This is a genomic window from Leptospira johnsonii (assembly GCF_003112675.1).
GTDB classification, from domain to species: Bacteria; Spirochaetota; Leptospiria; order Leptospirales; family Leptospiraceae; genus Leptospira_B; species Leptospira_B johnsonii.
Genome location: NZ_BFAY01000012.1, coordinates 13,617 through 37,664, shown reverse-complemented (window position 1 = coordinate 37,664; position 24,048 = coordinate 13,617). Strand labels below are relative to the sequence as shown.

Genomic DNA, 24,048 nt, shown 5'->3' with positions numbered 1-24,048 from the left:
AAGTTACTCCTCAGGCGCTGATCGTGGACCAAACCGTATCAAGTTTAGGAAGATGGTACGTGAGTTGGTTTCTATGGTATAAGACCAGATTTTTCTTCTTTAAATTATGAAGATCTTTCGGGATCTGAAATAATTTTTCCAAGAAAACTATATCGTTTCCTTCTAATTTCAAGAACCCTCCTTTTTTGGCTTTCTCTAAAAAAGAATCGAATGCATGTTTTAGTGCGTCCGTTTTGAATTTTTCGGAAATATAAATTTCAGGATGAGCATTTTTGATTTTCTCCGCTAAGGAAGTAAGGATTGAGAATAATTTCTCCTTACTCTCTTTAGCTTTTCCTTCGAATTTTAGGACCATATAAGAAGCCAAATTTCCTGCAGTGATCGTGTATCCGCTTCCTAATCTTTCTTTTACTATGCTGGAAACCTGGTCTGCATCCGCATTTTCCGGAATAGGGAATTGTTCTCCGTAACCTATATGAAGTTCCGATTTTTTAGAAGAGAAATAATCGTAGGTCAAAGTAAAAGATGTAAAATTCAAATTTTTGAATTTAGATCTAAGAAAATAGACTCCCTTTTTAACCTGAGCCATGTACCCGTCTTGATTAAAAACACCTTCCGGAAAAAGGAAAAGGTTTCTTCCTTCGGAAATTCGATCGGAAAGATAACCCCATTCTTGGTCCACCATATCTCTCAAAAGTCCTTTTTTCAAAAGTTCTCTTGCGTTATCCCTGAACGGTCTTTTGATCGGAACACAACCTATATAATCCAAATATTTTGGGATCATCCCTGATTTATCTACTAACAAGAAAAAGAGTTTCAGAAGTCCTTTCGGTTTGAACTCTTTCACTAAAAAATCTTTTCCTAATATATCTTCTCTAGCCGGGATCGCGAATTTAATCGAAGGGTGGATATGAGGGTATACCGCCGCAAGAGCAGGAACATCTCCTTCCCAAACATGGTTGGCCATTAGAATAGAAGGATAGGGAGCTTCTAAAATTTTTTTTGGATTACTCGCAGGGAAATGTTCTTCGAAACCATCGAATAGGATCCTTCTTGCCTTGAATACGATCCTGATCAAAAAACTATAAGTCTTAGTAGTATATACAGGCTGAACTTGTTTTGAGGTTTCGTTTTCAGTAATCGAAGTCATTGCAGTTCCTCTTCTCTTTTTACTCTGCTATTTTTTTGGGGACCGACTCGCTGATCCGAGTGGTAACTTCATAATTAATTGTATAAGTCCAGTTGGCATGATCGTCTGCGGAAATTTCTTCTTCTCCTTCTTTACCTAAGATCGTGACCACGTCCCCGATCTCGGCTCCCGGAATATGTGTGATATCCAACATGGTCATGTTCATACAGATCCTTCCCAGGATCTTTGCTCTTTTTCCTTTTACGAGCATGACCCCGTTATTGGAAAGTTTTCTGTCCAGTCCTTCGTAATAACCTACCGGAACAACTGCGATACGAGTTGCTGCGCTTGTTTGGTAAGTAGAACCGTAGCCCACAAAACTATCTTCCGGAACGGTTTTGATATGAACAATTCGGGTCTTCCAAGAAAGAACAGGGGAAAGATTAAAATCTTTTTTGCCGCTTAAATGCAAAGAAAGTCTAGTTTGCAAACTCGGCCAAAGACCGTAGAGGGATATTCCGACCCGAACTAGATCGTAATGAGCTTCCGGAAACAACATGGTAGAAGCGGAAGCACAAGCATGTTTGATTAAATTTTTGAATCCGAATTTTTCTGCGAGAAGGATCGCTTCCGAAAAAGATCTCATCTGCTCTTTGGAATACTTCTGCTCTAAAACATCTTCCGTACTTGCAAAATGGGTGGCGATCCCATCTATCTTCAGTCCTTCCGATTTGATCTCTGAAAGTGTTCTCTCCAGGTCGACTCCGAAAAACCCCAGGCGAGCCATTCCGGTATCCACCTTCAGATGGATCCCTGGAGAAGGTTTACAATTTGTTAAAATTCTTACTTCTTCCGTTCGTGATACTATAATCCAAAAATTCGGGTCCGATACTTCTGATGTTCTTTCTGCGAGGCTGGGGATTTCTCCCATGATCAGGATCTTGAACTCGGGATATTTTTGGCGGAGAAGTTTTGCTTCTTCCAAAGAATTTACCCCGAAAAGATCTGCTCCAGCTTGGTAGGCGAGCTCTGCAGTTTCTAAAAGTCCGTGACCGTACGCGTTGGATTTGATAACTGCAGTCAGTAAGGTCTTAGGGGAAAGAAGGGCGCGAAAGTTTTTCAGGTTCGCTGAGATCGCCGCTCTGGAAAGTTCTATCCAAGTTCTGTCTTTCATTCTTTGAAATTAGCGCAGGATCTCCAGTCATGAGCCTCTTTTACGGCCTGTCTGTCATTCGGATTTTTCCTTTCGACCGAGAGGAAAAAAGGGTTTCCCGAGCGGGGAAATACAAACAGACTGCCCGAGAAACGGCTAATCAAATTCCTCAGGAACCCCGGATGAAACAATATAAAGTAGTACAAACTTTCCCAGTTCCCCTCCAAGATCTACTCAGAGCGAGAGAAGATAGATACAAATATTTAGATAAATTCCCCGAATTGAAAAACGTGGAATTATTGGAGGAAAGAAAAGAGGGAAACAAAGTTTACCAAAAAAGAAAGGTAAAGTTAGCCGAATCCCTGCCAAAGGTGCTTGCTGCACTTCTTTCAGATCCTTCTCTCTTGGAAGATTCCGTATTCGATATCTCTACAAATACCCACGAATTTACGATCGCTCCTCCAGGAAATGATTCCATCGTCACCATCAAGGGATTCTCCGTATACAAGGAGATCGGGCCAGGCGAATCGGAGAGAAGTTACGACGTTAAAGTAAGCTCCGGAGTATTCTTAATGGGCTCTGTGATCGAAACAGTGATCGAAGAGATCCATAGACATTCTTTGGAGAAGGACAAGAACTCCATCTCCGAATTCCTGAAAAAGTCAGATTGAATTAAGGAAGAAGCCTCACTGGCTTCTTCTCTATTACAAAATCGTTTCTAGATCCGATTTGCTTGGTAATCCGGGCTTTGTAATCAAAAGCTCTTCTCCCAAATTGAAAACTCCCCAAGCAGGTTTAGATTCCTGTATCGCTGGCAGTATTTCGGAGAATCGATCGTCGGAGAGAACGGTTTCGTAATCTGGATCTTCTTCTTCCAACCTTACAATACTCCAGCCTAAAGAATCTAATTCCTCTAGGAGTGTGGTACTTACGCCACAGTCGCCGCAAGACCTAGGAGTTAAGATAAGTACGATCCCTTTTTTTTCATTCTTCTCCGCGTTAGAGATCGCTTCACGTTTGGAATGAAAAACAAAAGAAGAAGTTTTCCAGAAGCTAAACTTCTCTCTGTTTGTATAAATCAGCGTACCTAAAATAACCCAAAAAAGCCCGAAAAAGCTCAAAAGGACCCATTTTTGAAATCGTGTATTTTTGATGATGATGCTCCTTGTATAATTCGAAGACAAGACTCGTCAGAAAATTCTAATGTAATATGTTTTTAGGATCTTCCGATCTTAGAAAAAGCTACGCAGAAAAAATAAATATAAATTTACGTAGAGAGTTGACAAAAAAACATAGTCATACGCATGCTCGGTTACTAAACCAAAATCGGTTCGGAGGTGTCAGGCAGTAGATGAACGCATTGGGAAAGCACGTAATTGCAGAATTTTATGAGTGTGATTACGAGACCATCAACAATCACGAATTGGTAGAAGATATCATGTTGAAGGCAGTCGACCTCTCCGGTGCCACCACAGTTAAATCTGTTTTTCATAGATTTAGCCCTTTTGGTGTGAGCGGTGTGGTTGTCGTGAGCGAATCCCATTTCGCTATACATACCTGGCCAGAATACGGTTATTGTGCTATCGACGTCTTCACTTGCGGAGACTTAATCGATAATCAGGCAGCTCTGGAATATCTCAAGGAACGCTTCGGCTCAAAGAGCATCTCCGTAGTGGAAATGAAGCGCGGTTTGTTGAAACTTGGCGTAGACCTACCTCACAAACCAGTTGGGAAATAAGTATCTTCTCTCCGGCAGAGCCGGAAACACCCTAATTGATAAAGACGAGTTCCCCTCTCCGGGAGGAAGGGTCGACTTCACTTATTTTCAGACTTTAATGAGGAGAGGTATCAGAGAATGAGCCTAAAGATCCAAGACCAACTTAAAATAGTTAATCGTTTTTCTTATTTAAGAAATAGTATCGAAATCGCAACCACTGATAAGGGAGAAGCTTTCCTTTACACAAAGGAAACTATCTCTGCAGGAGAAGTTGTAGCAGTCTGGGGAGGAAAAGCAGTTCATAAGAATGAACTCGCAGGAATTTCCGGACTTTCATCTCCTCATAGAGTCCATAAGGACTTCTATCTGGTTTCTCCTTTGCATGATGACGGAATTGATTCCGTTCATTATATCCGCCAGTCAGCGGATGCAAATTGCGGTTTTCAGGGAGATATCACTCTGGTTGCACTTCGTGACATCGAAGCAGGCCAAGAGATCACTTATCATCCTGCGATGAAAAACCCTGAACTCGCATGGGCTCGCAACGAAGAGGCAGAAATCGTCCGTAAACGTTTTGACGGAAATTTCCCTACTTATATCCAGTCCAAGATCGAATCCGATCCTGAATTGAAAGTGTATGAACCTTTCAAAGACGGAGCTTGGGGACTTCTTACCTCCATCGATCTGGAAAACTGTGATGCGGCCCTTATTCGTGACGCTGATGCAATTAAACAATACGTTGTGGAACTATGTGATTTGATCGAGATGAAACGTTTCGGTGAAACCCAAGTAGTTTACTTCGGAGAAGACGATCGTGTGGCTGGTTATTCCATGGTGCAGTTGATCGAGACTTCTTGTATCTCCGCTCATTTTGCGAACGATACCAATACTTCTTATATCGATATCTTCTCTTGTAAAGGGTACGATCCTAAAGTTGCGGCTGAGTTTACTCGCAAATTTTTCAAAGGCGCCGCAATGCGTCTTACAGTAACAAACCGCTTCTAAGAGGTACTATTGGAACTTTGGCTGGACGAGACCCTCGAGTTACCTAACGGAAGGGCTCTCAAGATTAGAGTGAAGGAGTTCTTACATTCTCGTAAGACTCCTTTCCAAAAAATAGACGTATTCGAATCCCAAAGTTTTGGCAGAATGTTCACTCTGGACGGAGTGGTCATGATGACCGAAGCGGACGAGTTCGCGTATCATGAAATGATCGCTCACGTTCCTATGATGAGCCATCCGAATCCTGAAAAAGTACTAGTGATCGGTGGTGGGGACGGAGGAACCGTTCGTGAGATCCTAAAACACCCTTCCGTAAAAGAAGTTCATCTTTGTGAGATCGATAAGGGAGTTGTAGACGTTTGTTACGAATACTTCCCAGAGATCGCGAATGCAATGAAAGACCCAAGAGTGGTTCATGCATACGAAGACGGAGCAAAATACGTACAGGATTATAAGGAATATTTCGACGTGATCTGCGTGGATTCTTCCGATCCTGTCGGTCCTGCAGAAGTTCTATTTAAAAGACCTTTCTATGAGACTATGGCTGCTTCCTTAAAACAAGGTGGAATCTGTACAACTCAGGCGGAAAGTTTTTACTATCACGGAAAAGTAATTAAGGAATTATTCCAATTCATTCCTCAGGTATTTGATCACTGCGGATATTACTTTACTGTGGTTCCTACTTATCCTTCGGGAATTATAGGTTTCACTTACTGCTCCAAAGGACCAGATCCTTATAAAGTAGAGCCGGATCCTAAAAGAGTTCCGAAAGGTTTAAAATACTACTCTGCCGAGATCCATAAGGCTGCGTTTACTCTTCCTCCATTTGCGCAAGAGTACATCGTAAGAAAGTAATGGATTTCTATTCCAAATTCGTAAAAAGAAGGGAGAAGTTAAACTCCCTTCTTTGCGTTGGAATCGACCCCGACATTGCTAAGCTCCCTCCTTCCTTAGAAAAAACTCCTGACAAACTTTACGTATTCTCCAGAGAGATAGTAGATGCTACTGCGGAATATGCGGTCGCTTATAAACCGAATATTGCGTTCTTCGAAGCGTTCGGTTCTAAAGGAATTGAACAGTTCGAAAAACTGATCTCTCATATTAAGACAAATTATCCTGAGATCCCTATCGTTGCAGACGCAAAACGGGGAGACTTGGATAATACCGCAAGACAGTACGCTAAGTTCTTTTTCAAAGAGTTGGGAGTGGATTCTCTTACACTTTCTCCCTATATGGGATCGGACACGATCAAACCGTTTATAGAAGACGATTCTAAAATGGTGTTCTTACTTTGTCTGACATCTAATCCTGATTCATCCGAATTGCAGAAAAAAACATTCTCCGAAACAGGCAGGACTTTATACAGAGAAGTCGCCGCACTGAGCGAAAAATTCCCGGTTAAAAATGTGGGACTGGTCGTCGGAGCAACTCATCCAAAGGAATTATTAGAAATTCGTAAAGCTCATCCGGATCGTATTTTTTTGATCCCAGGCTACGGTGCACAAGGTGCTTCTTTAGAAGAAGTGATCTCGGTCTGCGGAAAAAATTCCTTGGTCAATTCTTCCAGAAGTATTATATTTTCTTCTTCCGGCACTGATTTCGCGGAAGGAGCCCGAAAAGCGGCAGCCTCAATTTCCGAGCAGATGAGAAATCTGCTAGGTTAAGATTACAATTCAAACTTCTTCCGATCAGTTTGCAGATCCCTGAGCCCCTTGCGGATCAGATAGGGAAGCAGAAGGATCAGAAAGATAGAAGAAGAAATTAAGATCAAGGCGATGATCGAAACGATGGAATGGATCATCTTGCTGTAAGATTCGTAAGGATAACCTATTTCGTAGATCCTTCCTTCCGAATAAAATGTATACCAGATTATATACACAGGTTTGTTTTCCGGAAGAGATAGTACTCTGTACATTCTTTTTGAGATAGGTCCTATATCGTTTCCATCCGAAGAATCGGAACGAGTGGTGTAACCTTTGTCCGAACTGGAAATTAAATATAATACATCTTTAGGTAGAATATGCCCTCTGCCTAATTTTAGATTTTCTCTTAGATTCTCTATTTCCGTTTTTCTTGCTTCGTCATAATGACTTTCGATCAATACAAAACTGATCCGAGCAACCACACAAAGAAGGATCAATACCGTTGCTAAGGAAACTCCCAGTATCTTGATCATAAAAGAAGAAGGTTCCGGAAAATAATTCAAATACAGCACCGTATACAAGAAAAGTTGTAAGCTTGTGGCAGAAGTCAATATCAGTTGGAAATTGGAAAAAGAAAGATAACCCAATCCGTAAAGAGTATAAGTAAGAGAGAAAAATGCATGAAGTAAGATTGCCAATCCGAAATTACGGGACATTCTGAGGCTTCTTTCCTTCTCTATTCTTGAATTAGTATCGGACTCAAGGGTAAGCTCTTTTCTTAAACTAAGATTCTGTCTTAGGAGCACGATCAAGATCCAAATGAATGTCAGAAAATGGATGGAACCCATAGGCGCCGTAGACTCAGGCTCCTGAAATTCGAACATTTGTATGCTGAAATTATAAGATACTTCCGAGTTAATATTCTTCAATACATAGAACAAAAACCCGAACATCCCCGCTGAGAATATTGTAAGTAATGCGACCCTAGATTCTTTTTTACGGTCTATTCCAAAAAAAGAATATATAAAATATAAAAGTACTAAGTTGGAAAAGGAAGTATATAGCGCGATTAGGAAACAAGCAGGCTTGGATAAGGAAGGTAGAAAGAAAGAAGTCCGGACTAGGAATCCGAAATTCAAGAATAAGACAAACAGCAGATAAGCTATCAAGATCAAAGCATGTCTTGTTTTGCTTTTTAACTTTAGCAAAGAAACTATTAGAAAAACGGTAAAGATGGTCCCGGAAATATAACCGATGGAATGATAGGAAAACTGCAGGATGTCCATACGAAGCAGGCTTTTATTGCTTGCTTCGTATTGTTTTTAGGTCGTCGCCGAGGTAAAACGAAAAATTGCGCTACTATTCTATAAAAAATAAGAAGGAGTCTAGATCGATCTTAACGATTTTCTTCCGGAGTTTTCTCTTCTTCCGATTTAGAAGGAGAAACCTCTTCTTTTTTAGTCTCTTCCTGTTTAGGCGCCGGCTCTTCTTCTTTCTGTTTTATAGGAGAAGTCTCCTTATTGTCGGAAGAAGAAGAGGAACCGAAATAATAACCGAATCCGAAAATTCCGGAACCTTCTCCATAGATATACTTTTCTCCTTGGAAATTGCGGTTGATAGAAGCTCCTTCCAATTCTAAAAATACAAAGCTACGTTCGAAGTTCATGCGGACACCTAGTTTACCGTAGGCTCTTAAAGTGGATTGTTTTGCACCTATGTCTGCGATCCCTAATCCTGCTCCTATGTATGGATCGAATTTGGATCCTGGACGAAAATGGAATGTTGGTCCCAGATCTAAGAATGTTTTGGAGAAGGTTACCTTATCGATCATTGCCGCCGCAGCAAGATAGTATCCAAAATTATCGAAGGATGGAGCCGACAAAATCATTGCGGAGGCCATCTCGGTAGAGCGATCTTGAGGAACGAAATATCCGCTGCGGTTTACACCAAGTTCGAAACCTAAGTTTCTTGGATTGTATTCGAAGCCTGCTCTATAAGTTTCGGATCTGCCCGCAAGACCGTACTGGTATTCTGCCTGTCCCGCTCCAACAGCAAGCTTTGCTGTGAAAGGGGAGATTTGGGTGCCTTCTCCAATTAGGGTAAAAGGTTCTGCGAATAGAGTGGAAGGAAGAAGGGAGAAAATGCAAACTGCAAATAAAGATATTATTTTTTTCAAGGTTAGGCGCTCTTTTGTCAAAATCGTCTTACTTTACATATCCGATCCAAGGCCCGAAGGGGTCATTTGAAATTGGATCTATACTGAAAAAAATCTTGGACTTGGAGAACCCGTTGGAACTTTCAAAATTTTTGTCGGAACTCCTACTGGCCTATGCTGGTCCTGGATTAACTCTGATCTCTTTCGGGGCCGCTACCTTACTTCCTTTCAGTTCCGAGGCAGCGCTTATGGGAGCGATCTGGTCAGGACTTTCTCCGGGAGAGGCAGTGTTTTGGGCTTCTATAGGGAATTGTGCAGCCTGCGCATTCAACTATTCTTTGGGGTACTGGTTCGGAAAAAAAATAGAAGCAAGGATCTCCGAATCCAAAACGTATTCCGGCTGGGCGGAAAGAATGTCCAGATGGGGATATTGGGCCTTGGGATTTTCTTTTCTCCCATTTGTAGGAGATCCAATTACAGTGCTCTCTGGATTTTTCCGCCAAAAGTTTTGGATCTTTGCCTTGGTAGTATTCTCTCTTAGGGTCTTGAGATACCTTGCTCTTGCTTACGGGTTCGGCTTGTAAGTTAAACAAATACAAGAACTTGTAATATTCTTTTTAGGTTTAAAAACAATCGTCTATAGACGGAACCGAATTTGTTTTTACTAAAACTCCTATTTACCTTTTAATGGCCGAGTTTTGGAAAATTTTTTCCAAACCGTTCCTGTGAAAACTAGGTCTATAGAGAAACCTTTTGGATCCTTTCTCGAAGGATTCTCGAACAAGATACAAACAGTAAGGAAGAAGGAAGTTTTTGAAAAAGAATCCTCCCGTCAAAAAAAAAGCTAAACGTATCTCTAACCCAAGGAAAGAAAAACTTGCCATTATAGGTTCAGGTATTGCCGGAATGGGCTGTTCTTATTTTCTAATGGATAATTACGATATTACTGTTTTTGAAAAGGCTGATTATGTTGGAGGTCATACAAACACAGTATTCGTACCGGAAGAAGATAAAAGGATCCCGATCGATACTGGGTTTATAGTATTCAACCATGTTACTTATCCCAACTTAAAACGTTTTTTCGAAGAGTTGAACGTACCCACAAAGAAGACCAGTATGTCTTTCAGCGTGCAGCATGTTCCGGACGATCTGGAATTCTGCGGCTCAGGATTGAACGGTCTATTTGCTCAAAGAAAGAATATATTCAATTTTCGTTTTTTACGTTTGCTCTTAAATATAAATCGATTCAACCAAGAATCTCCTAGGATATTACAAGATCCCAAATACAAAGAGTACTCTTTGCATAGATATATCCAAGAAGAAGGCTATCATCCGGATCTTTTGACATACTATCTGGTGCCTATGAGTTCAGCAGTTTGGTCCACTCCGGAAGATCTGATGTTGGAGTTCCCTGCTCACTCCTTGGTCCGTTTCTTCTTGAATCATGGATTCCTTGGACTGAATACGCAACACCAATGGTACACTGTAGACGGAGGCTCTATAGAATATGTTAAAAGGCTAATAGCACCAGATCGAAATCGATTTCATGTCAACTCACCAGTGTTAGGTGTAGAAATTACTCCAACTGGAAAAGCTAAACTTACATTTAAAGGGAATAAGTCTGAATTATTCGATAAGGTCATACTTGCCTGTCATGCAGACAGTTCCTTATCTATCTTGAAAAAGCCGACATCTTTGCAGAGGGAGTTATTATCTCAGTTCGAATACCAAGAGAATATTGCGACCTTACATACGGATGATTCCGTAATGCCAAAAACAAGATCAACCTGGTCTTCTTGGAATTATAGAATGGACCGGATCCAAGGACAGATACGTCCTCATACGATCTATTGGATGAACAGCTTACAGGGAGTTTCCAAAAAGAAGGATTATTTTCTGTCGATAGGAGATCCCGGACTTGCAGATCCTAAAAAGATCTTGAAAAGGATAAAATACGAACATCCTCTTTTTCACGTCGGCTCTTTAAAAGCGCAAGGAAGATTATCCGAACTGAATAGAAATGGGCCTATCTATTTCTGCGGCAGTTATTTTAGATATGGATTCCATGAGGACGCCTTCTGGTCTGCTAAAGAATTGTCGGAGACCCTGCTGGGAAGGAAGGTATGGGATTAAATTCCAAGATAGTCGAAGCCAGGGTAATGCATGATCGTAAGATCCCTAAACCGAATCGGTTTAATTACGGGATCTTCACATTTCAATTGGACCTGGACGAGCTCGATCTAGTGAACGATCGTTTATGGATGCTTGGAAATAATAAGTTTCGAGTATTTTCTTTTAAGGATAAGGATCATTTAAACTTCGGAAAAGAAGGTATAAAAGAAAATTTTTTAGAGTACTTAAAACAGGAAGGAGTCAAAGAGAAGGTAGAAAAGGTAACGCTAATCACCAACCTGAGGGTATTCGGTTACGTCTTTAATCCGGTATCGTTTTATTTTGCCGAGGATAAGGACGGAAATCCAATATGTGCCGTTGTAGAGGTTGGGAATACGTTCGGGGAGATGAAGTTATACTTCCTTGGAAAAGGGTCCTTTCATCAGAAAGGATTTAAAAAGAAAGAAGGGAAGTTCTTCTATGTATCTCCGTTCGTCGGTTTGGACTCAGAGTTCGAATTTCATTTAGATCCGCCTAAGGGTGGAAGGGTAAACTTAAAGATAGACGCTTTCGAAAATGAAGAAAGAGTCATGGTGACAACTTATACCGGAAAGGTTTTGGATCTGACGGATCTAAATCTAATCTGGATGTTCTTAAAATATCCTTTCGTAACCCTTAGAGTGATCGGACTCATCCATTGGCAGGCCTTACTTCTTTACTTGAAAAAACTTCCTTTCATTCGAAAGAACGAAGGGTTAGACAAACAAAGAGGATTGCATCTTGGAAGGCGATAATATAGTAAAAGGTGAATCGTTACAGGAAACCGTAGGTTCGGAAAGTCGAACTTTAAGTTTTTATGAAAGAATCTTCTTCTCCGCTTTGTCGGGGATGCAAAGAGGATCTTTAAGGATACTCTTTCCGGACGGAGGGCAAAGATATTTAGGAAATCCTAATTCTTCGGATGCTCCGGAGTTTCATCATGCGATCCTGCAAGTGAAAGACAGAAAGTTTTTCAAAAAGTTGGTATTGTACGGAGATCTTGGCCTCGCAGAATCTTATATGGACGGTGATTGGGACACGGACGATATCCGCGCGATCATTTGTTGGTTCTTATTGAATTTAGAAAGTACACCTTCGGTCAGCGGTTCCAATAAGAATTTCATTCATCTTACATTGATGAATTTAGGAAATCGACTGTTACATTTATTCCGGAATAATTCCATTCGAGGAAGTAAAAAAAATATTTCCGAACATTACGATCTAGGAAACGATTTTTATAAAAAATTCTTAGATCCTACTATGACTTATTCCTGCGCTTACTTTGTCGATCCTGGAAAATCTTTGGAAGAAGCGCAACTTGCAAAGATAGAAAATCTTTGTAAAAAATTAAAACTCAAAACTTCCGATCATCTTTTGGAGATTGGAACGGGCTGGGGTGCATTCTCCACTTATGCAGCTAAAAAATACGGATGCAAAGTGACATCTTACACAATCTCGGAAGAACAATACAAATTTGCAAAAGAAAAGATCACAAGCTTGGGACTTGAAGATAAGATAGAAGTCCGACTCGAAGATTATAGAAAAGTACAGGGCACTTACGATAAGATCGTGACTGTGGAAATGTTAGAAGCTGTAGGTCACGAATATTTCGAAGACTTCTTTGCCATGTGTAATCGGGTTTTGAAAAAAGACGGACTTATGGCCCACCAGATCATCACTTGCCCAGATTCCAGATATGAGTCTTTTAGGAAGGGAGTGGATTTTATCCAAAAACATATTTTCCCCGGGTCACTTTTACCTTCTATTGCTAGGATCAATGAAGCGATCAATAAAACAGGAGATATGTTTCTCCATGAATTGGAAGATATTGGGAAATATTACGATAAAACTCTCATGTCTTGGCAGAAGGGATTCGAAGAAAATTTATCGTCAATCCGAAATATGGGTTATGACGAATCCTTTTTACGCAAGTGGAGATATTATTTTTCGTATTGCGCCGCAGCCTTCCATATGAGAAATATCAGCGTGGTGCAGGTAGTGTATACCAGGCCGAATAATCTCGGATTGAATTCTCAGTGACGAAATTAGAAAACCAAGAATCGAAACCTTCTTTTTTAGCTAAGGCAAAAGTAAGGATATTGGAAGAATTAAAGACCGGAACCAGTCCGGAAAAGATCGCCTTATCTCTGGCAATAGGCGGAGCAATAGGTATCTTTCCTTTAATTGGGACCACTATGGCGTTATGCGCCTTCTTAGGTTTTGTTCTGAGGCTGAATCCGGTCTCTATTCAGATCGCAAATTATGCGATGTATCCATTTCAAGTTTTTCTAATTGTGCCTTTTTTAAAATTAGGAGCTTACTTGTATGGTAAGGAACTTGATCTGACTTGGGCCTATCGGCTTGCAGAAGGGGACAGTACTCAGGTTTGGGAAGGTCTTTCTCATTCTGCAGGATATGCGGTCTTGGGTTGGACTTGTTCGGTGCCAATTCCTGCAGGGGTTTCTTATTTTCTATTATTAATCCTGGTTAAAAAAGCAAACCAGATCGTCCGTAAATGAATCCATGTATATCGGAGTAGCTTAATGTACGAAAAAGCCGTTTCTTTGATGTTCAGTGCCTGGGTGGTAGTATTCTTTTTAATGAGCCTTCTATGGCTGATTGGAAAACTGATCAAAAACTATTCGATCGTAGACGTAGGATGGGGACTTTGTATTTCTACGGTTGCAATCGTATATTTTCTGTTAGGTGATGCCTTTTCTGTAAGGAAAGCGATTTTCGCCTTTATGGCTACTGTTTGGGGTTGGAGACTTTCGTATTTTATATTTACCACAAGAGTTCTGACCGGCCATGAAGATGCAAGATACACTGAATTTCGAAAGGATTATGGAGATCAGGTAGATCGAAAGTTTTTCATCAATGTATTTCAGTTTCAAGGAATTCTAGGGACGATCTTAAGCCTTCCATTTCTTTTTCCTGCTCTGAATCCTTCTATCCAAACTCATCCTTTAGAATTGATCGGTCTCTGCGTTTTTATAGTAGGATTATGGGGCGAATCAGTCGCAGATTTCCAATTAGCAGAATTCAAATTGGACCCTGCGAATAAAGGGAAGGTTTGCGATATAGGTCTTTGGAGATATAGCAGGCATCCGAATTATTTTTTTGAATGGGTGATCTGGATTTCTTTCGGTCTGGTTTCTTTGGCCTCTCCTTGGGGATGGATCGGTCTTATTTCTCCACTAGTCATGTTTATTCTTTTAACTAAGATCACTGGGATCCCTTTGAATGAGATCGGACAATTAAGATCCAAAGGGAATCTTTACTTGGAATATAAATCCAGGACCAGTGCATTCTTCCCTTGGTTTCCCAAAAAGTAGATTAAAATTAGGATATAGGATAACTAAAGATGAGTCTGATCTATGCTCTAATGGAAAAAGATGTTTTCCCGGACTGGTTGATCCGATTCAGGATACGCCAACTTTTACGCCTCAGGCTTCGAATGGAAGATAAGGGTAGTTTGGAAAAAAATCAGGAACATCTGATCCAGTATGTAAATTCTTTAAAACAATCTCCTATTGCAATAGATACCAAAGCCGCGAATGAGCAGCACTACGAGGTTCCTTCTTCTTTTTTCAAATTGGTAATGGGAAAATATATGAAGTATAGCTCAGGCTATTGGACTTCTCCCAATGTAAGTATAGATGAATCAGAAAGAACTATGCTGGAACTGACTTGCAAAAGAGCAGAGCTAGAAAACGGGATGAACGTTTTGGACCTAGGTTGCGGTTGGGGCTCACTTTCTCTTTATATAGCGGAGAAGTATCCGAAATGTAAAGTAACAGGAGTTTCCAATTCTAAAAGCCAAAAAAAGTTTATAGATTCAGAGGCAAAGAAAAGAGGTTTAAAGAACCTGAATATCATTACCTCAGATATGAACGTATTTAAGACGAGTCTGAAATACGATAGGATCATCTCCATAGAAATGTTAGAGCATATGAAAAACTACGAAGCCCTATTCGAAAAGCTAGCGAGCTTTCTCAAACCAAAGGGAAAATTTTTCGTACATATATTTACTCATAAAAAATTCGCTTATCCTTTTGAAGTTGTGGATGATACCGATTGGATGGCGAAATATTTTTTTACGGGAGGGCAGATGCCTTCTCATGATCTATTCTTATATTTCCAAAAGGATTTTCAGATTTGCGACCAATGGGTGGTAAACGGAAAAAATTATGCGCTTACTTCCGAAGCTTGGCTTTCCAATATGTATAAGAATAAAAAAGAAATTTTGGAAATTTTAGGAGAAACCTACGGCAAAGAACAAGCTGTGAAATGGTTCGTCTACTGGAAAACTTTCTTCATGGCATGTGCTGAACTTTGGAAATACAAAAACGGAGAGGAATGGATCGTTTCCCATTATCTTTTCGATAAAAGATAGAATAATAATATTCTTATAGACGCTTAGTAGTGGCCATATCGCGAATTATGCTTTTAGTCCAGTATATAAGAATTGGATTAAGTCCTTAGTGATCTTTCTTGCTTGTTTTATATCGATAGCTCGAAACATCATCTGTTGACCTGATAATAATACTGCAACTCCATGAGCCATTGTCCAAGCGGAGGTCGCCGCTTTTTCCGCATTCCCTTCCGGGATCAGCCCTGCTTTTTGGCAATCTTTGATGATCTCCACTATGATCTGAAATGTTTCGTCTTCGGTTTTTATCAAAGAATCGTATTTTAAATGGCTTTCGATCTGATTTCCATACATGATCCGAAATAGATCAGGATTTTCTAATGCGAATTCCACATAAGAAACTCCTGACTCTCTGAACAAAAGTAAAGGTCTCTTTTTATATTTTGCTCTTAGCCTCTTTTGTTTTTCAGCCAACATTCTAAATCCCTCTTCTGCGATGTCTGCATACAAGGATTCCAGGTCCGGATAATGTCTATAAGGGGCAGATTGGCTAACTCCGGCCAGGGTGGCGGCTTTTCTGAGACTTAAGGCCTTATAACCTTCTGCTTTTAAGATCTGTATGGAGGCATCTAATAAGGCTCTTTTTAGGTCTCCATGGTGGTATGAATTTTTTTCTTGGGAATTTTTCATGTTGACATGTATTACATTAAAGGCTTTGATTATAGAACTGAATGTGTTCAGTGTTCACATTGAATGCGAATAAGAGGTTTGTCAATGAATATTGATCAAGTAGGAAACGAATTCGACATTATATTTATAGGTTCCGGAATGGGAAGCCTAACTACCGCCAGTCTTTTGGCCCAATCAGCAGGAAAGAAAGTCCTGGTCCTGGAAAAACATTTTCAACCGGGCGGTTTTACACATGAGTTCCAGAGAAAACAAGGAAAGTATCATTGGGATGTGGGCATTCACTATGTAGGCGATATGCATGAAGGCGGGCTTTGTAAGAAGATCTCGGATAAGATCACTCGTGGACAACTTACCTGGAAAAGAATGCCGGATCCTTTCGAACGTTTGGTTTTCCCTACTCGAAACTTCGATATTTATGGAGATCCGGAAAAGTTCAAATCGGATCTAATTAGTCAATTCCCTGAGGAAGAGGAAGCCATCGAAAGATATTTAAAGGATATTAGAAAAATTTCAGTCCTTTTTGGAAAGGCGATCATGATGAGACTTTCTCCTCCGCCTTTGGATTCTCTCATCGGTATTCTGGGAGAAGGGAACGTAGTAACTCTCAAGGATTATTTCGATAGAAATTTTAAGAGCGAGGATTTGAAGGGAATTTTAGCCGCCCAATGGGGGGATTATGGACTTCCACCTTCTAAAGTTGCTTTTGCGATGCATGCTACATTAGTGCAGCATTACATTAATGGAGGTTATTATCCGGTGGGGGGTGCCGGTAAAATTTTCGATTCGATTGAACCGATCCTAGAAGAGAATGGTGGCGCAGTCTTATCTTCCGTAGAAGCAAAGGAAATCCTGATCAAAGATGGAAAGGTAGTAGGGGTTAAGGCTAAGGCATTGAGAGGAGAAGGGCATGAGAGAGACTTTTTCGCTCCGGTTGTGATCTCATGCGCGGGAGCTTACCCTACTTATACAAAATTGATCCCGGATTCATATCCGATATCTTTCAGAAAGGATCTAAAAGACTTTTATAATAGAGAAAGAATGACTACAAGTATTTGCCTTTATCTTGGTCTTTCCGAGAGTCCTGCAAAATTCGGATTTAAAGGAGAGAACTATTGGATTTTCGCTTCTCCGGATCATGATAAGAATTTTTCAGAAAGGAATGATTGGCTTTCTGAAAGTGATGAAATACCGAATCTATATCTTTCTTTCCCAAGTTTAAAGAACCCGGAAGCCAAGTCTCATACAATGGATGTAATTACATTCACAGATTATTCCAATTTTGCGGAATGGAAAGATGAACCTTGGAAGAAGAGGGGAGAAGATTATAAGGAATTTAAGGAGAAGATCATAAGTCGTATCCTGTCCACATTGGAGCTTAGATTTCCTGGTCTTACTAAACTAGTTGAATTTGCAGAACTTTCCACTCCGATCACGAATGAACATTTTACTTCTCATCCGGATGGCGCTATCTATGGTTTGGCTTGTGTGCCGGAAAGATACAAAAAGGAAAAATGTCCTTGGTTCGACGTAAGAACTCCGGTTGAAGGTCTATACTTGACCGGCGCGGACGCGGCTTCTCCTGGGATTGCTGGTGCGATGATGGGGGGTCTGGCTGCGGCTTTGGCGGTAACTGGCAATGCAAATCTACTGAGAGAATTAAGAAATTAGAAAGTTCTAATGAAAGAGTTCCCATTTTATACTACAAGCCTTCTCTTGTCTCCTTTACTTATATGGCAGGGGTTGAAGGCTCGTAAAACGATCCCACGTTTGCCGGAAGCTTCCGGTCCGGACTCTGGGGAATTTCCAGGTTCTCATCCTTTCCATCTTTTGGTTTTGGGAGAATCTACCGTTGCAGGTGTGGGAATTCCCGATTATAAAAGTTCTTTGACTGGCCAAATTGCTTCCGTTCTACAAAATAAAAGTGGAAGGAAGATATTTTGGAAAGCGATCGGAGAAAGTGGGATCACTTTGAAAGAAGCAAAGGAGAAGTTCGGATCTCGTTTGCCTGAGTCTTTTCCGGATGCGATCGTTCTTGCTTTGGGCGCGAACGATGTAGTGAAATTGAATACTCAGAAAAAGTGGTCTTCTGATCTACAAGATCTGATTGATGTTTGTAGATCCAAGTATCCAAGCACTCCGGTCTTTATTGCTGGAGTTCCTCCTCTTGGGATTTTTCCTTCTTTGCCTAAGACAATGAGATTTGTTTTAGGCTGGAAGGCCAGACTTTTAGATCAGGCTTCTTCTTATCTTTCTTCAAAACTAGAAAATGTATTTCATGTCCCGATGAGAAAGATCGGATCCATTTCTTCGGAAGGGATCTTTTGTTCGGACGGATTTCATCCTTCCGTGAAAGGTTGTTCTATCTGGGGAGAAGAAATTGCAGATTCAATCTTGGCTAAAGCGGTAAACGATTTTTCTAAGAAAGATCTGTAGGAGTTCCTACATACAAAGGATCTCAAACTAATACCTTCCTTAATCAGGAGCGAAAGACCCCGTTTGGACTTGTCCTGCGAATTTGTAATTTGCTATAATGACTCCGCTAGTACTGACTTTGTTCTCTATTAGCTGGAAGGCCGCTGGGATTGTCCCTTCACCAAATAATTTTTTCCCCTTTCCGATGGCCACTGGATAGATTTTGAGCCAGAGTTCATCTATCAAATTATGTTTTAATAATGTTTGGAGTAGGTTCGTACTTCCATGGACTTGGATCTCAGGCCCGTCTTCTTCTTCTGTAGGGTTGCCAGGAGCTTGCATGACCCCATCAAGTGTGAGGAAAGCTAAAGATATTATTTTTCTCATATTCCTGCTCTTTTCATTTTTATGAACGAGCATTTTAGCATAATTGAAAATGTTAGTCTAACTAAGTCTTTGCGATAGGATAAAAATTTTTGTAAATAGTGATCCCGCTTCGTATATTTCGGACTTACTCACTCCCTATGGGTCGTTCGCAAGCCGGCCAAACCTTAATAGTTCAGTTTTAAAATGCGGATCTCTTTTTCTTCGAAGCGGAGAGTTTCTTTGAGTTGGTTGAATCTTTCCACGGAGAAATGGGACTCAGGAGAGCGGAGTTCCTTTTTTAACTTTAGAACTTCTTCATATAGTTCGAGTAGTTCCAAAGTGTTCCCTTTGGCTTCCTTAGAATAAAGCCCGCGGAACATCGGTCCGATCCTGGAAGGGATATCCGAGTTTACGATCTCTGCTATTCCAAGATCTTCGATATGTCGGAACATCCAGTTTTGGAGATAGACTGTTAGAAGTCTTTCCATGCGGACTACATCTTCTTTTGTATTGCGGGGAACGATCCCTTTGTAAAATCTATAACGTTTTCTTAAATATTTGCCTGCGGTGTTTCCGTCGATAGGCTCGGATTTAAGCTTGTCCCATTCTTCTTTAATGATTGGAAAGTATTCGGAACCGAAGTAAGGCTCGCCCAGTTCGCAGATATGGATGGCACCTGGGTCGTAACTTCTCATTCTGGTGCGAAATCCGTCCCAGTCTGCAGCGAGTAAGTTTACCTGTCCCTGGCTTTGGAGCGGTTCCATAGCCCTGTTGATCTCTCGGATAAAATTTCCTTTGAGCTGATCGGAAGGATCTGCGAGCACGAGGAAGTTGAAGTCGGAGGATTCGTCTCCTTCTCCTCTTTGTCTAGAACCGAAAAATATAAGTTCAAATGGTTTTAGGGAGGAGACGCTGGATAGATTTTCTTTAATTCGTTCCATGGCTTAAGAATCGTTTTGGTCTCTACTCTAGGAATATAAGAAGATATTACTATTCGAAAAACAAACGCATCCTGGAAAGGTTTTCCAAAATGGCTTTGTAGGCCCGATCTCTATCTTCCGGATCTCCAAAGGGTAATGATTTTACGTGGTTGAAGTCATGGTAGGTGATCTCTATCGAGTTTGCCGCCACGTTCTTTTTTATGGAGGAGATATAGTCTAGATTAATGACCTCGGTATCCCCCAATTTTAACCACATTTTGTCTTATCCCCGGGATCTCTTCTCCCCGCCGGATAAAATACTTTCTGGATGGAAATCGGTCAAGAAAATACACTTTTAAAAAGCTTTTATTCCCCGGCTTATGAATTCGTGGAATTCTTTTCCTAATTCCGCTGTGCCCAATCCCTTTTTGTTTTCCAATTGGGTTTCGAATACGAATATAAAGGTCTCTTTTTGCCATTCCCAACGAACGTAGCATTTTTCTGCTCCGGATCCTTTGGCGCAGCCTGAAAATACTGTTGCCCTGGAATTTTCCCCCATCGGGAAATATTGGAATTGTCTAGAATTGAATTTTGACTGGTCCGTTTCGGATACCAATTGTCTGAAATCGTTGGAATTGTCTTCAGTATAAGAGGAGGCCCGGAAACTTTCAAAACTGGAATTCGTGTCGGATATTTTACATTCGTAAAATAGACCCCTGGCGAATAATCTTCCTGAGTTCAGTAAAACGGAATGCCCGCCGGTATAATATACTACATCGTAATTGAGTCGAAGTGCCGACGGATTTTCAGGTGTGACCGAGGTCGGATTCTCCTGGTGGCTTTTGCACTCTATAAGGGCCAGGGTGGATATGAGTAAAATGATAACTCTAAAAACCGATCTCATACAGATCTCCTTTATAATTTCGGAATACATAAGAAGAAGTTTTGGTCTCTTCCAGATAGTTCGCAGGCAGAGGGACTTTTCCTCCTCCTCCTGTCAGATCCACCACATATAGGGGCACACTCAGTCCGCTGATACTTCCTCGGATCTGCTTCATAAGCTCCACGCCTTCTTCTATCGGGACCCTAAAATGAGAAGATCCGAATACCTCGTCGCATTGGTGTAGATAATACGGTTTGATCCCTATTTTAGTCAGTCCGTAGAATAATTCTGTCAAAGTTCCTACAGAATTATTGACCCCTTTTAAAAGTACAGCCTGATTCAGAACGGTAACTGCACCTTCTTTCACTAGCATCCCGATCCTTTCTTTTACCAGTTCCGTTAGTTCCTTGGAATGGTTGAAATGTGTGACCAGATAGATCGGAAAATGTTTTTTCAAGACCTGGCAAAGCTCGGGGGTAATCCTCATAGGAAGTGTAACAGGATACCTGGAATGGATACGCACCTGGTTGATATGAGGGATCGATTTTAATTCAGAAAGTAGATAGTCCAGTTTGGAGTCGGAAAGATTCAGCGGATCTCCCCCGGAAAGGATCACTTCTTTGATCTCAGGGTGTTCTCGAAAATAACGTAATGCGTCTTTCCAGTCTTCTGCGCCTGGAGTTCCTGAGGATTGGGAAACCTTTCTTTTTCTAGTGCAGAATCTACAATAGACAGCACATACATGAGAAAGATACCAAAGTGCCCTGTCCGGATAACGATGAGTCACTCCTTTGACAGGCATATAGGATTCTTCCGCTAATGGGTCTTTTCTGTCCCAGGCTCTAGTATGTAGTTCTTCCTTTCTTGGCAAAACTTGTAATCGAATAGGGCAGTTTGGATCTTCAGGATCTGCGAGGCCAAGATAATAGGGAGTAGCGGAGAAGCTGAACACTTCCGAGCAAGCGAGCAATGCTTCTTTTTCTTCCGAACTGATGCGGATATAATTTTCCAGTTCGGATCCGTTTTTGATCCGATTTTGGATCTGCCATTTCCAGTCCAACCATTCAGATCCGGAAACAGTCTTTTGTTTTTGATATGAGGAAACGAGTTCCAAGAAGCCCTCTTACTAATGGATTCTCATGCCTGTGATTCCAGTCAACCGAGTATCCGCATAAAAAAAAGGAAACCAAACCTAGGTTTCCATTCGAGTCGTTTATTTATATAACCTCAAGGAGAATGCCCATCGATTAAAGTTGGAGACTTAGGAGAAGGATGAGCAGGATTTCCCGTTTTCTATTTTTGCCGAAGCGGAATTTTGCCCGAAACCGCATTCATGCTTTTTACGGGGAAAAAGTCCTCCCGAGGACTTACAGAATGAAAGCCGGTCAGACCGGAGGGGGAAGAAAAAGATAACGATATGCTATAGTGTGAAAGTAAAAATTGCGACCTGGATCATTCGGAAGAAGACTACTCTTTAATCCGGAAGCTATCTGGGAGAATTTAGTGAATAGTCCGATGACTGCATCATCTGCACTTGCAGAGAATAAGGAAGGAAGTCCTTGGTCGTTACCGTCTCGGAAGGACTGGGTCCTTGCTTTTTTTTGGAAAGAATAACTTTTAGCGGTACTATAATCCCTGGCCACGACCTCGCTAAAGAGGGCGACTACCATGAATAAGATCAGAGGCAAGAGCCAAAGCCGCTTCATAACTATCTAACCTTAGACGGAACAAAACGGCTTTCGCAACCTTTTTTCGGACAGAACTAGGAATTTATGGTTTGGTGGCTTCTACTTCTACAGTACTTAATGTACTTCTTAAATAGCCGCTTTTCAGCACCATAGCTTGTCCTTCTTCCGAAGTGATATAAGTAATGAACTCATCAATTTTTTTACCTCTATCGGAGAGATAAAATAGGTACAATCCTCTAGAGAGTTTATATTTTCTTTCGGAAACATTTTGGATGTTTGGCTCCACAAAAGGATCCTTTCCTGTTTTGGAATAAGGAACCGCTTTTACTTTTCCTTTGTTCTGGATCTGTGCACTTCCCATTCCCATAAATCCAACCGATGCAATATCTTTCTCGATCAGATCTGCCATCTCATCGTTATCCGCTACCACCTTGGAATCACTTGTGAACTCTTTCTTCTTAGAAGCTTGGTATTCTTTTTCTCCCAAGTCTCTTTGTCTTAAGATATGAGTTTCGAAATAAGCGGCAGTTCCGCTCTTATCGTTTCGTAGAACTACATGAATAGGCCCCGGTTTTCCGCCTAATTGGGACCAATCTTTTATTTCTCCGGAGAATATTTTGGAAATCTGTTCCAAGGTAAGTTTGGAAACAGTATTTGCAGGATTCACTACGATAGCGATCCCATCATAACCGATCAGTACATTCTCGAATCTTCCCTTTCTTTCAAACTGGGTTTGTTCTTCTGGAGTTAATGGTCTGGAAGAAGCGGCTATATCAGTTTTGGATTCGAATAATTTTTCTATCCCTTCAAAGGAACCTCCTCCCTGGACGGTAACTTCTACATTCGGATTCTTCTTAGCGTATCCGGCCGCTACCACGTTCAATAATGTATGCATGGTTTCGGAGCCTGTGATCAGTAAGGGTTCTTTTTTACAATTGGCTACCGATAGCACGGCAGACAGAAGGAGTAAGAGCGTTAATTTTTGTTTCATCGAATCTTTTGGTTCTCCGGAAATCTTTTCCAAAGGGGGATTCTCCTCTTGTAAGGGGAAAAGTCGAACGGATTTTGGCCCTGAAATATTACAATTAACGAAGGTAGCCCGAGTACATCGCTTGACACCCGGCCTTCCCGAAAGGATATAGAAGGAGCGTAATATTTATTTTAGGTCGTTTATGAACTTAGGCATCACTGAAGTTAGAAAGGGAATGGTTCTCAAGGTTGAGGGAGAACTTTATTCCGTTGTAAAAAGCGAATTCGTGAATCCGGGAAAGGGATCCGCCTTTATCCGTACAAAATTAAAGAACTTGGTCCGTAACAGTTCCATCGAAAGGACCTTCAAGGCTGCGGAAAAATTAGAATCCGTGGAATTGGAAAAGAGACAGATGACCATCTGTTACTCCGAGGGCGATGATATTATCTTTATGGACACGAACGACTTCGAACAGCTTCCGGTGTCTAAAGAATACTTAGAGGACATCCTTCCATTCTTAAAGGAAGAGACCGCTATGGAAGTTTCCTTCTACGAAGGTAAACCTATCGGAGTGACTCCTCCAAACTTTGCGATCCTGGAAGTAACTTATGCGGAAGAGGGTCTGAAAGGTGATACCTCCGGAACAGCTCTGAAAAGAGTAACTGTAGAAACCGGTGGAGAGATCAACGTACCTATTTTTATCAAACAAGGAGATTCTATCAGGATCGACTTGAGAGATCTTACCTACGTGGAGAGGGTCAATAAATAAGGTTTTATAAAAGCGGCCTTTATATAGA

Annotated in this window: 27 protein-coding genes and 1 pseudogene; 15 read left to right on the top strand and 13 right to left on the bottom strand. The window is 41.0% G+C overall.

The genetic code is table 11. The annotated features are described in order from the left end of the window. Positions 1-10: 10 nt before the first annotated feature. Both LPTSP_RS17295 and alr read right to left on the bottom strand, forming a co-directional pair. The gene (locus LPTSP_RS17295) at positions 11-1,150 is read right to left on the bottom strand and encodes a 1-acyl-sn-glycerol-3-phosphate acyltransferase (RefSeq protein WP_108930004.1); all 1,140 of its coding nucleotides are present in this window, start codon (positions 1,148-1,150) and stop codon (positions 11-13) included. 19 nt (positions 1,151-1,169) lie between these two features. Further along, positions 1,170-2,303 carry an alanine racemase gene (gene alr / locus LPTSP_RS17290; RefSeq protein WP_108930003.1) on the bottom strand — a complete coding sequence of 378 codons (1,134 nt, stop codon included), beginning with the start codon at positions 2,301-2,303 and terminating at the stop codon, positions 1,170-1,172. A 161-nt stretch (positions 2,304-2,464) separates the two neighbouring features. On the opposite strand from alr, the gene LPTSP_RS17285 reads away from it, so the two are divergent. Further along, positions 2,465-2,953, top strand: a complete 489-nt coding sequence (locus LPTSP_RS17285; protein WP_108930229.1) for a DUF2505 family protein — start codon at positions 2,465-2,467, stop codon at positions 2,951-2,953. 33 nt (positions 2,954-2,986) lie between these two features. Here LPTSP_RS17285 and LPTSP_RS17280 read toward each other — a convergent pair whose 3' ends face one another. Further along, positions 2,987-3,403, bottom strand: a complete 417-nt coding sequence (locus LPTSP_RS17280; protein WP_108930228.1) for a hypothetical protein — start codon at positions 3,401-3,403, stop codon at positions 2,987-2,989. 230 nt (positions 3,404-3,633) lie between these two features. Here LPTSP_RS17280 and speD point away from each other — a divergent pair, with 230 nt between their 5' ends. From speD to pyrF, 4 genes are all read left to right on the top strand, one after another. Beyond that, entirely contained in the window at positions 3,634-4,020 is a 387-nt protein-coding gene (gene speD / locus LPTSP_RS17275; protein ID WP_008596834.1) for an adenosylmethionine decarboxylase, read from the top strand. 117 nt (positions 4,021-4,137) lie between these two features. Continuing rightward, positions 4,138-5,004 carry an S-adenosylmethionine decarboxylase gene (locus LPTSP_RS17270; RefSeq protein WP_108930002.1) on the top strand — a complete coding sequence of 289 codons (867 nt, stop codon included), beginning with the start codon at positions 4,138-4,140 and terminating at the stop codon, positions 5,002-5,004. A 9-nt stretch (positions 5,005-5,013) separates the two neighbouring features. Beyond that, complete coding sequence (gene speE / locus LPTSP_RS17265; protein ID WP_108930001.1) at positions 5,014-5,856, top strand: polyamine aminopropyltransferase; 843 nt, start codon at positions 5,014-5,016, stop codon at positions 5,854-5,856. Further along, positions 5,856-6,665, top strand: coding sequence for an orotidine-5'-phosphate decarboxylase (pyrF, locus tag LPTSP_RS17260; protein ID WP_108930000.1), 810 nt, complete (start codon positions 5,856-5,858; stop codon positions 6,663-6,665). The genes speE and pyrF overlap by 1 nt, the downstream gene beginning before the upstream one ends. Before the next feature lie 2 nt (positions 6,666-6,667). On the opposite strand, the gene LPTSP_RS17255 is transcribed toward pyrF, so the two are convergent. Together LPTSP_RS17255 and LPTSP_RS17250 are read right to left on the bottom strand one after the other, a co-directional pair. Then, on the bottom strand, positions 6,668-7,930 hold the full coding sequence (locus tag LPTSP_RS17255; protein ID WP_108929999.1) for a HAMP domain-containing protein: 1,263 nt from the start codon (positions 7,928-7,930) through the stop codon (positions 6,668-6,670). A 110-nt stretch (positions 7,931-8,040) separates the two neighbouring features. Beyond that, positions 8,041-8,820, bottom strand: a complete 780-nt coding sequence (locus LPTSP_RS17250; RefSeq protein WP_108929998.1) for a porin family protein — start codon at positions 8,818-8,820, stop codon at positions 8,041-8,043. 113 nt (positions 8,821-8,933) lie between these two features. Between LPTSP_RS17250 and LPTSP_RS17245 the strand changes: the two genes are divergently transcribed. The 7 genes from LPTSP_RS17245 to LPTSP_RS17215 all read left to right on the top strand — a co-directional run bounded on the left by LPTSP_RS17245 (position 8,934) and on the right by LPTSP_RS17215 (position 15,346). Beyond that, positions 8,934-9,383 (top strand): YqaA family protein, encoded by a 450-nt coding sequence (locus LPTSP_RS17245; protein WP_108929997.1) that lies wholly within the window; start codon positions 8,934-8,936, stop codon positions 9,381-9,383. 229 nt (positions 9,384-9,612) lie between these two features. After that, positions 9,613-10,932 carry an NAD(P)/FAD-dependent oxidoreductase gene (locus LPTSP_RS17240; RefSeq protein WP_108929996.1) on the top strand — a complete coding sequence of 440 codons (1,320 nt, stop codon included), beginning with the start codon at positions 9,613-9,615 and terminating at the stop codon, positions 10,930-10,932. Next, positions 10,923-11,705, top strand: coding sequence for a DUF1365 domain-containing protein (locus tag LPTSP_RS17235; protein ID WP_108929995.1), 783 nt, complete (start codon positions 10,923-10,925; stop codon positions 11,703-11,705). Before LPTSP_RS17240 ends, LPTSP_RS17235 begins: the two co-directional genes overlap by 10 nt. After that, a complete protein-coding gene (locus LPTSP_RS17230; RefSeq protein ID WP_108929994.1) occupies positions 11,692-12,990 on the top strand; it encodes an SAM-dependent methyltransferase in 1,299 nt (432 codons plus the stop codon). The genes LPTSP_RS17235 and LPTSP_RS17230 overlap by 14 nt, the downstream gene beginning before the upstream one ends. Next, entirely contained in the window at positions 12,987-13,469 is a 483-nt protein-coding gene (locus LPTSP_RS17225; protein WP_108929993.1) for a DUF2062 domain-containing protein, read from the top strand. The genes LPTSP_RS17230 and LPTSP_RS17225 overlap by 4 nt, the downstream gene beginning before the upstream one ends. 24 nt (positions 13,470-13,493) lie before the next feature. Beyond that, positions 13,494-14,285, top strand: coding sequence for a DUF1295 domain-containing protein (locus LPTSP_RS17220; protein WP_108929992.1), 792 nt, complete (start codon positions 13,494-13,496; stop codon positions 14,283-14,285). A 29-nt stretch (positions 14,286-14,314) separates the two neighbouring features. Beyond that, positions 14,315-15,346, top strand: a complete 1,032-nt coding sequence (locus LPTSP_RS17215; RefSeq protein ID WP_108929991.1) for an SAM-dependent methyltransferase — start codon at positions 14,315-14,317, stop codon at positions 15,344-15,346. 45 nt (positions 15,347-15,391) lie between these two features. Here the strand turns inward: LPTSP_RS17215 and LPTSP_RS17210 are convergent, their stop codons facing one another. Further along, entirely contained in the window at positions 15,392-16,012 is a 621-nt protein-coding gene (locus LPTSP_RS17210; RefSeq protein ID WP_108929990.1) for a TetR/AcrR family transcriptional regulator, read from the bottom strand. A gap of 84 nt (positions 16,013-16,096) precedes the next feature. Here LPTSP_RS17210 and LPTSP_RS17205 point away from each other — a divergent pair, with 84 nt between their 5' ends. Next, complete coding sequence (locus tag LPTSP_RS17205) at positions 16,097-17,680, top strand: phytoene desaturase family protein (RefSeq protein WP_108929989.1); 1,584 nt, start codon at positions 16,097-16,099, stop codon at positions 17,678-17,680. A gap of 9 nt (positions 17,681-17,689) precedes the next feature. After that, a complete protein-coding gene (locus LPTSP_RS17200; RefSeq protein WP_108929988.1) occupies positions 17,690-18,445 on the top strand; it encodes an SGNH/GDSL hydrolase family protein in 756 nt (251 codons plus the stop codon). Positions 18,446-18,484: 39 nt separating this feature from the next. Here the strand turns inward: LPTSP_RS17200 and LPTSP_RS17195 are convergent. The 7 genes and pseudogenes from LPTSP_RS17195 to LPTSP_RS17160 form a co-directional block, all read right to left on the bottom strand. Beyond that, a pseudogene (locus tag LPTSP_RS17195) lies at positions 18,485-18,730 on the bottom strand (dihydrofolate reductase family protein); the annotation flags it as partial. 245 nt (positions 18,731-18,975) lie between these two features. Next, positions 18,976-19,731 carry a hypothetical protein gene (locus LPTSP_RS17190; RefSeq protein WP_108929987.1) on the bottom strand — a complete coding sequence of 252 codons (756 nt, stop codon included), beginning with the start codon at positions 19,729-19,731 and terminating at the stop codon, positions 18,976-18,978. Between the two features lie 49 nt (positions 19,732-19,780). After that, complete coding sequence (locus tag LPTSP_RS17185; protein WP_100769261.1) at positions 19,781-19,987, bottom strand: hypothetical protein; 207 nt, start codon at positions 19,985-19,987, stop codon at positions 19,781-19,783. A 78-nt stretch (positions 19,988-20,065) separates the two neighbouring features. Continuing rightward, complete coding sequence (locus tag LPTSP_RS17180; RefSeq protein ID WP_108929986.1) at positions 20,066-20,614, bottom strand: hypothetical protein; 549 nt, start codon at positions 20,612-20,614, stop codon at positions 20,066-20,068. Then, a complete protein-coding gene (locus tag LPTSP_RS17175; protein ID WP_108929985.1) occupies positions 20,598-21,707 on the bottom strand; it encodes a KamA family radical SAM protein in 1,110 nt (369 codons plus the stop codon). The genes LPTSP_RS17180 and LPTSP_RS17175 overlap by 17 nt, the downstream gene beginning before the upstream one ends. A 271-nt stretch (positions 21,708-21,978) precedes the next feature. Then, a complete protein-coding gene (locus LPTSP_RS17165) occupies positions 21,979-22,299 on the bottom strand; it encodes a hypothetical protein (RefSeq protein WP_108929984.1) in 321 nt (106 codons plus the stop codon). Between the two features lie 64 nt (positions 22,300-22,363). Further along, positions 22,364-23,272: a phosphate ABC transporter substrate-binding protein gene (locus tag LPTSP_RS17160; protein WP_108930226.1), complete on the bottom strand. Its 909-nt coding sequence runs from the start codon at positions 23,270-23,272 to the stop codon at positions 22,364-22,366. A 181-nt stretch (positions 23,273-23,453) separates the two neighbouring features. Here LPTSP_RS17160 and efp point away from each other — a divergent pair, with 181 nt between their 5' ends. Then, positions 23,454-24,020, top strand: a complete 567-nt coding sequence (efp, locus tag LPTSP_RS17155) for an elongation factor P (RefSeq protein ID WP_108929983.1) — start codon at positions 23,454-23,456, stop codon at positions 24,018-24,020. The last annotated feature ends 28 nt before the right edge of the window (positions 24,021-24,048 follow it).

Bases quoted from the DNA above. Each gene is read 5' to 3' on its own strand.
- LPTSP_RS17165 (WP_108929984.1), bottom strand. From the start codon at position 22,299: ATGAAGCGGCTTTGGCTCTTGCCTCTGATCTTATTCATGGTAGTCGCC.
- LPTSP_RS17200 (WP_108929988.1), top strand. From the start codon at position 17,690: ATGAAAGAGTTCCCATTTTATACTACAAGCCTTCTCTTGTCTCCTTTA.
- LPTSP_RS17215 (WP_108929991.1), top strand. From the start codon at position 14,315: ATGAGTCTGATCTATGCTCTAATGGAAAAAGATGTTTTCCCGGACTGG.
- LPTSP_RS17190 (WP_108929987.1), bottom strand. From the start codon at position 19,731: ATGGAACGAATTAAAGAAAATCTATCCAGCGTCTCCTCCCTAAAACCA.
- efp (WP_108929983.1), top strand. From the start codon at position 23,454: ATGAACTTAGGCATCACTGAAGTTAGAAAGGGAATGGTTCTCAAGGTT.
- LPTSP_RS17220 (WP_108929992.1), top strand. From the start codon at position 13,494: ATGTACGAAAAAGCCGTTTCTTTGATGTTCAGTGCCTGGGTGGTAGTA.
- pyrF (WP_108930000.1), top strand. From the start codon at position 5,856: ATGGATTTCTATTCCAAATTCGTAAAAAGAAGGGAGAAGTTAAACTCC.
- LPTSP_RS17185 (WP_100769261.1), bottom strand. From the start codon at position 19,987: ATGTGGTTAAAATTGGGGGATACCGAGGTCATTAATCTAGACTATATC.
- LPTSP_RS17210 (WP_108929990.1), bottom strand. From the start codon at position 16,012: ATGAAAAATTCCCAAGAAAAAAATTCATACCACCATGGAGACCTAAAA.
- speD (WP_008596834.1), top strand. From the start codon at position 3,634: ATGAACGCATTGGGAAAGCACGTAATTGCAGAATTTTATGAGTGTGAT.
- LPTSP_RS17205 (WP_108929989.1), top strand. From the start codon at position 16,097: ATGAATATTGATCAAGTAGGAAACGAATTCGACATTATATTTATAGGT.
- LPTSP_RS17160 (WP_108930226.1), bottom strand. From the start codon at position 23,272: ATGAAACAAAAATTAACGCTCTTACTCCTTCTGTCTGCCGTGCTATCG.
- LPTSP_RS17295 (WP_108930004.1), bottom strand. From the start codon at position 1,150: ATGACTTCGATTACTGAAAACGAAACCTCAAAACAAGTTCAGCCTGTA.
- alr (WP_108930003.1), bottom strand. From the start codon at position 2,303: ATGAAAGACAGAACTTGGATAGAACTTTCCAGAGCGGCGATCTCAGCG.
- LPTSP_RS17285 (WP_108930229.1), top strand. From the start codon at position 2,465: ATGAAACAATATAAAGTAGTACAAACTTTCCCAGTTCCCCTCCAAGAT.
- LPTSP_RS17235 (WP_108929995.1), top strand. From the start codon at position 10,923: ATGGGATTAAATTCCAAGATAGTCGAAGCCAGGGTAATGCATGATCGT.
- LPTSP_RS17180 (WP_108929986.1), bottom strand. From the start codon at position 20,614: ATGAGATCGGTTTTTAGAGTTATCATTTTACTCATATCCACCCTGGCC.
- LPTSP_RS17270 (WP_108930002.1), top strand. From the start codon at position 4,138: ATGAGCCTAAAGATCCAAGACCAACTTAAAATAGTTAATCGTTTTTCT.
- LPTSP_RS17255 (WP_108929999.1), bottom strand. From the start codon at position 7,930: ATGGACATCCTGCAGTTTTCCTATCATTCCATCGGTTATATTTCCGGG.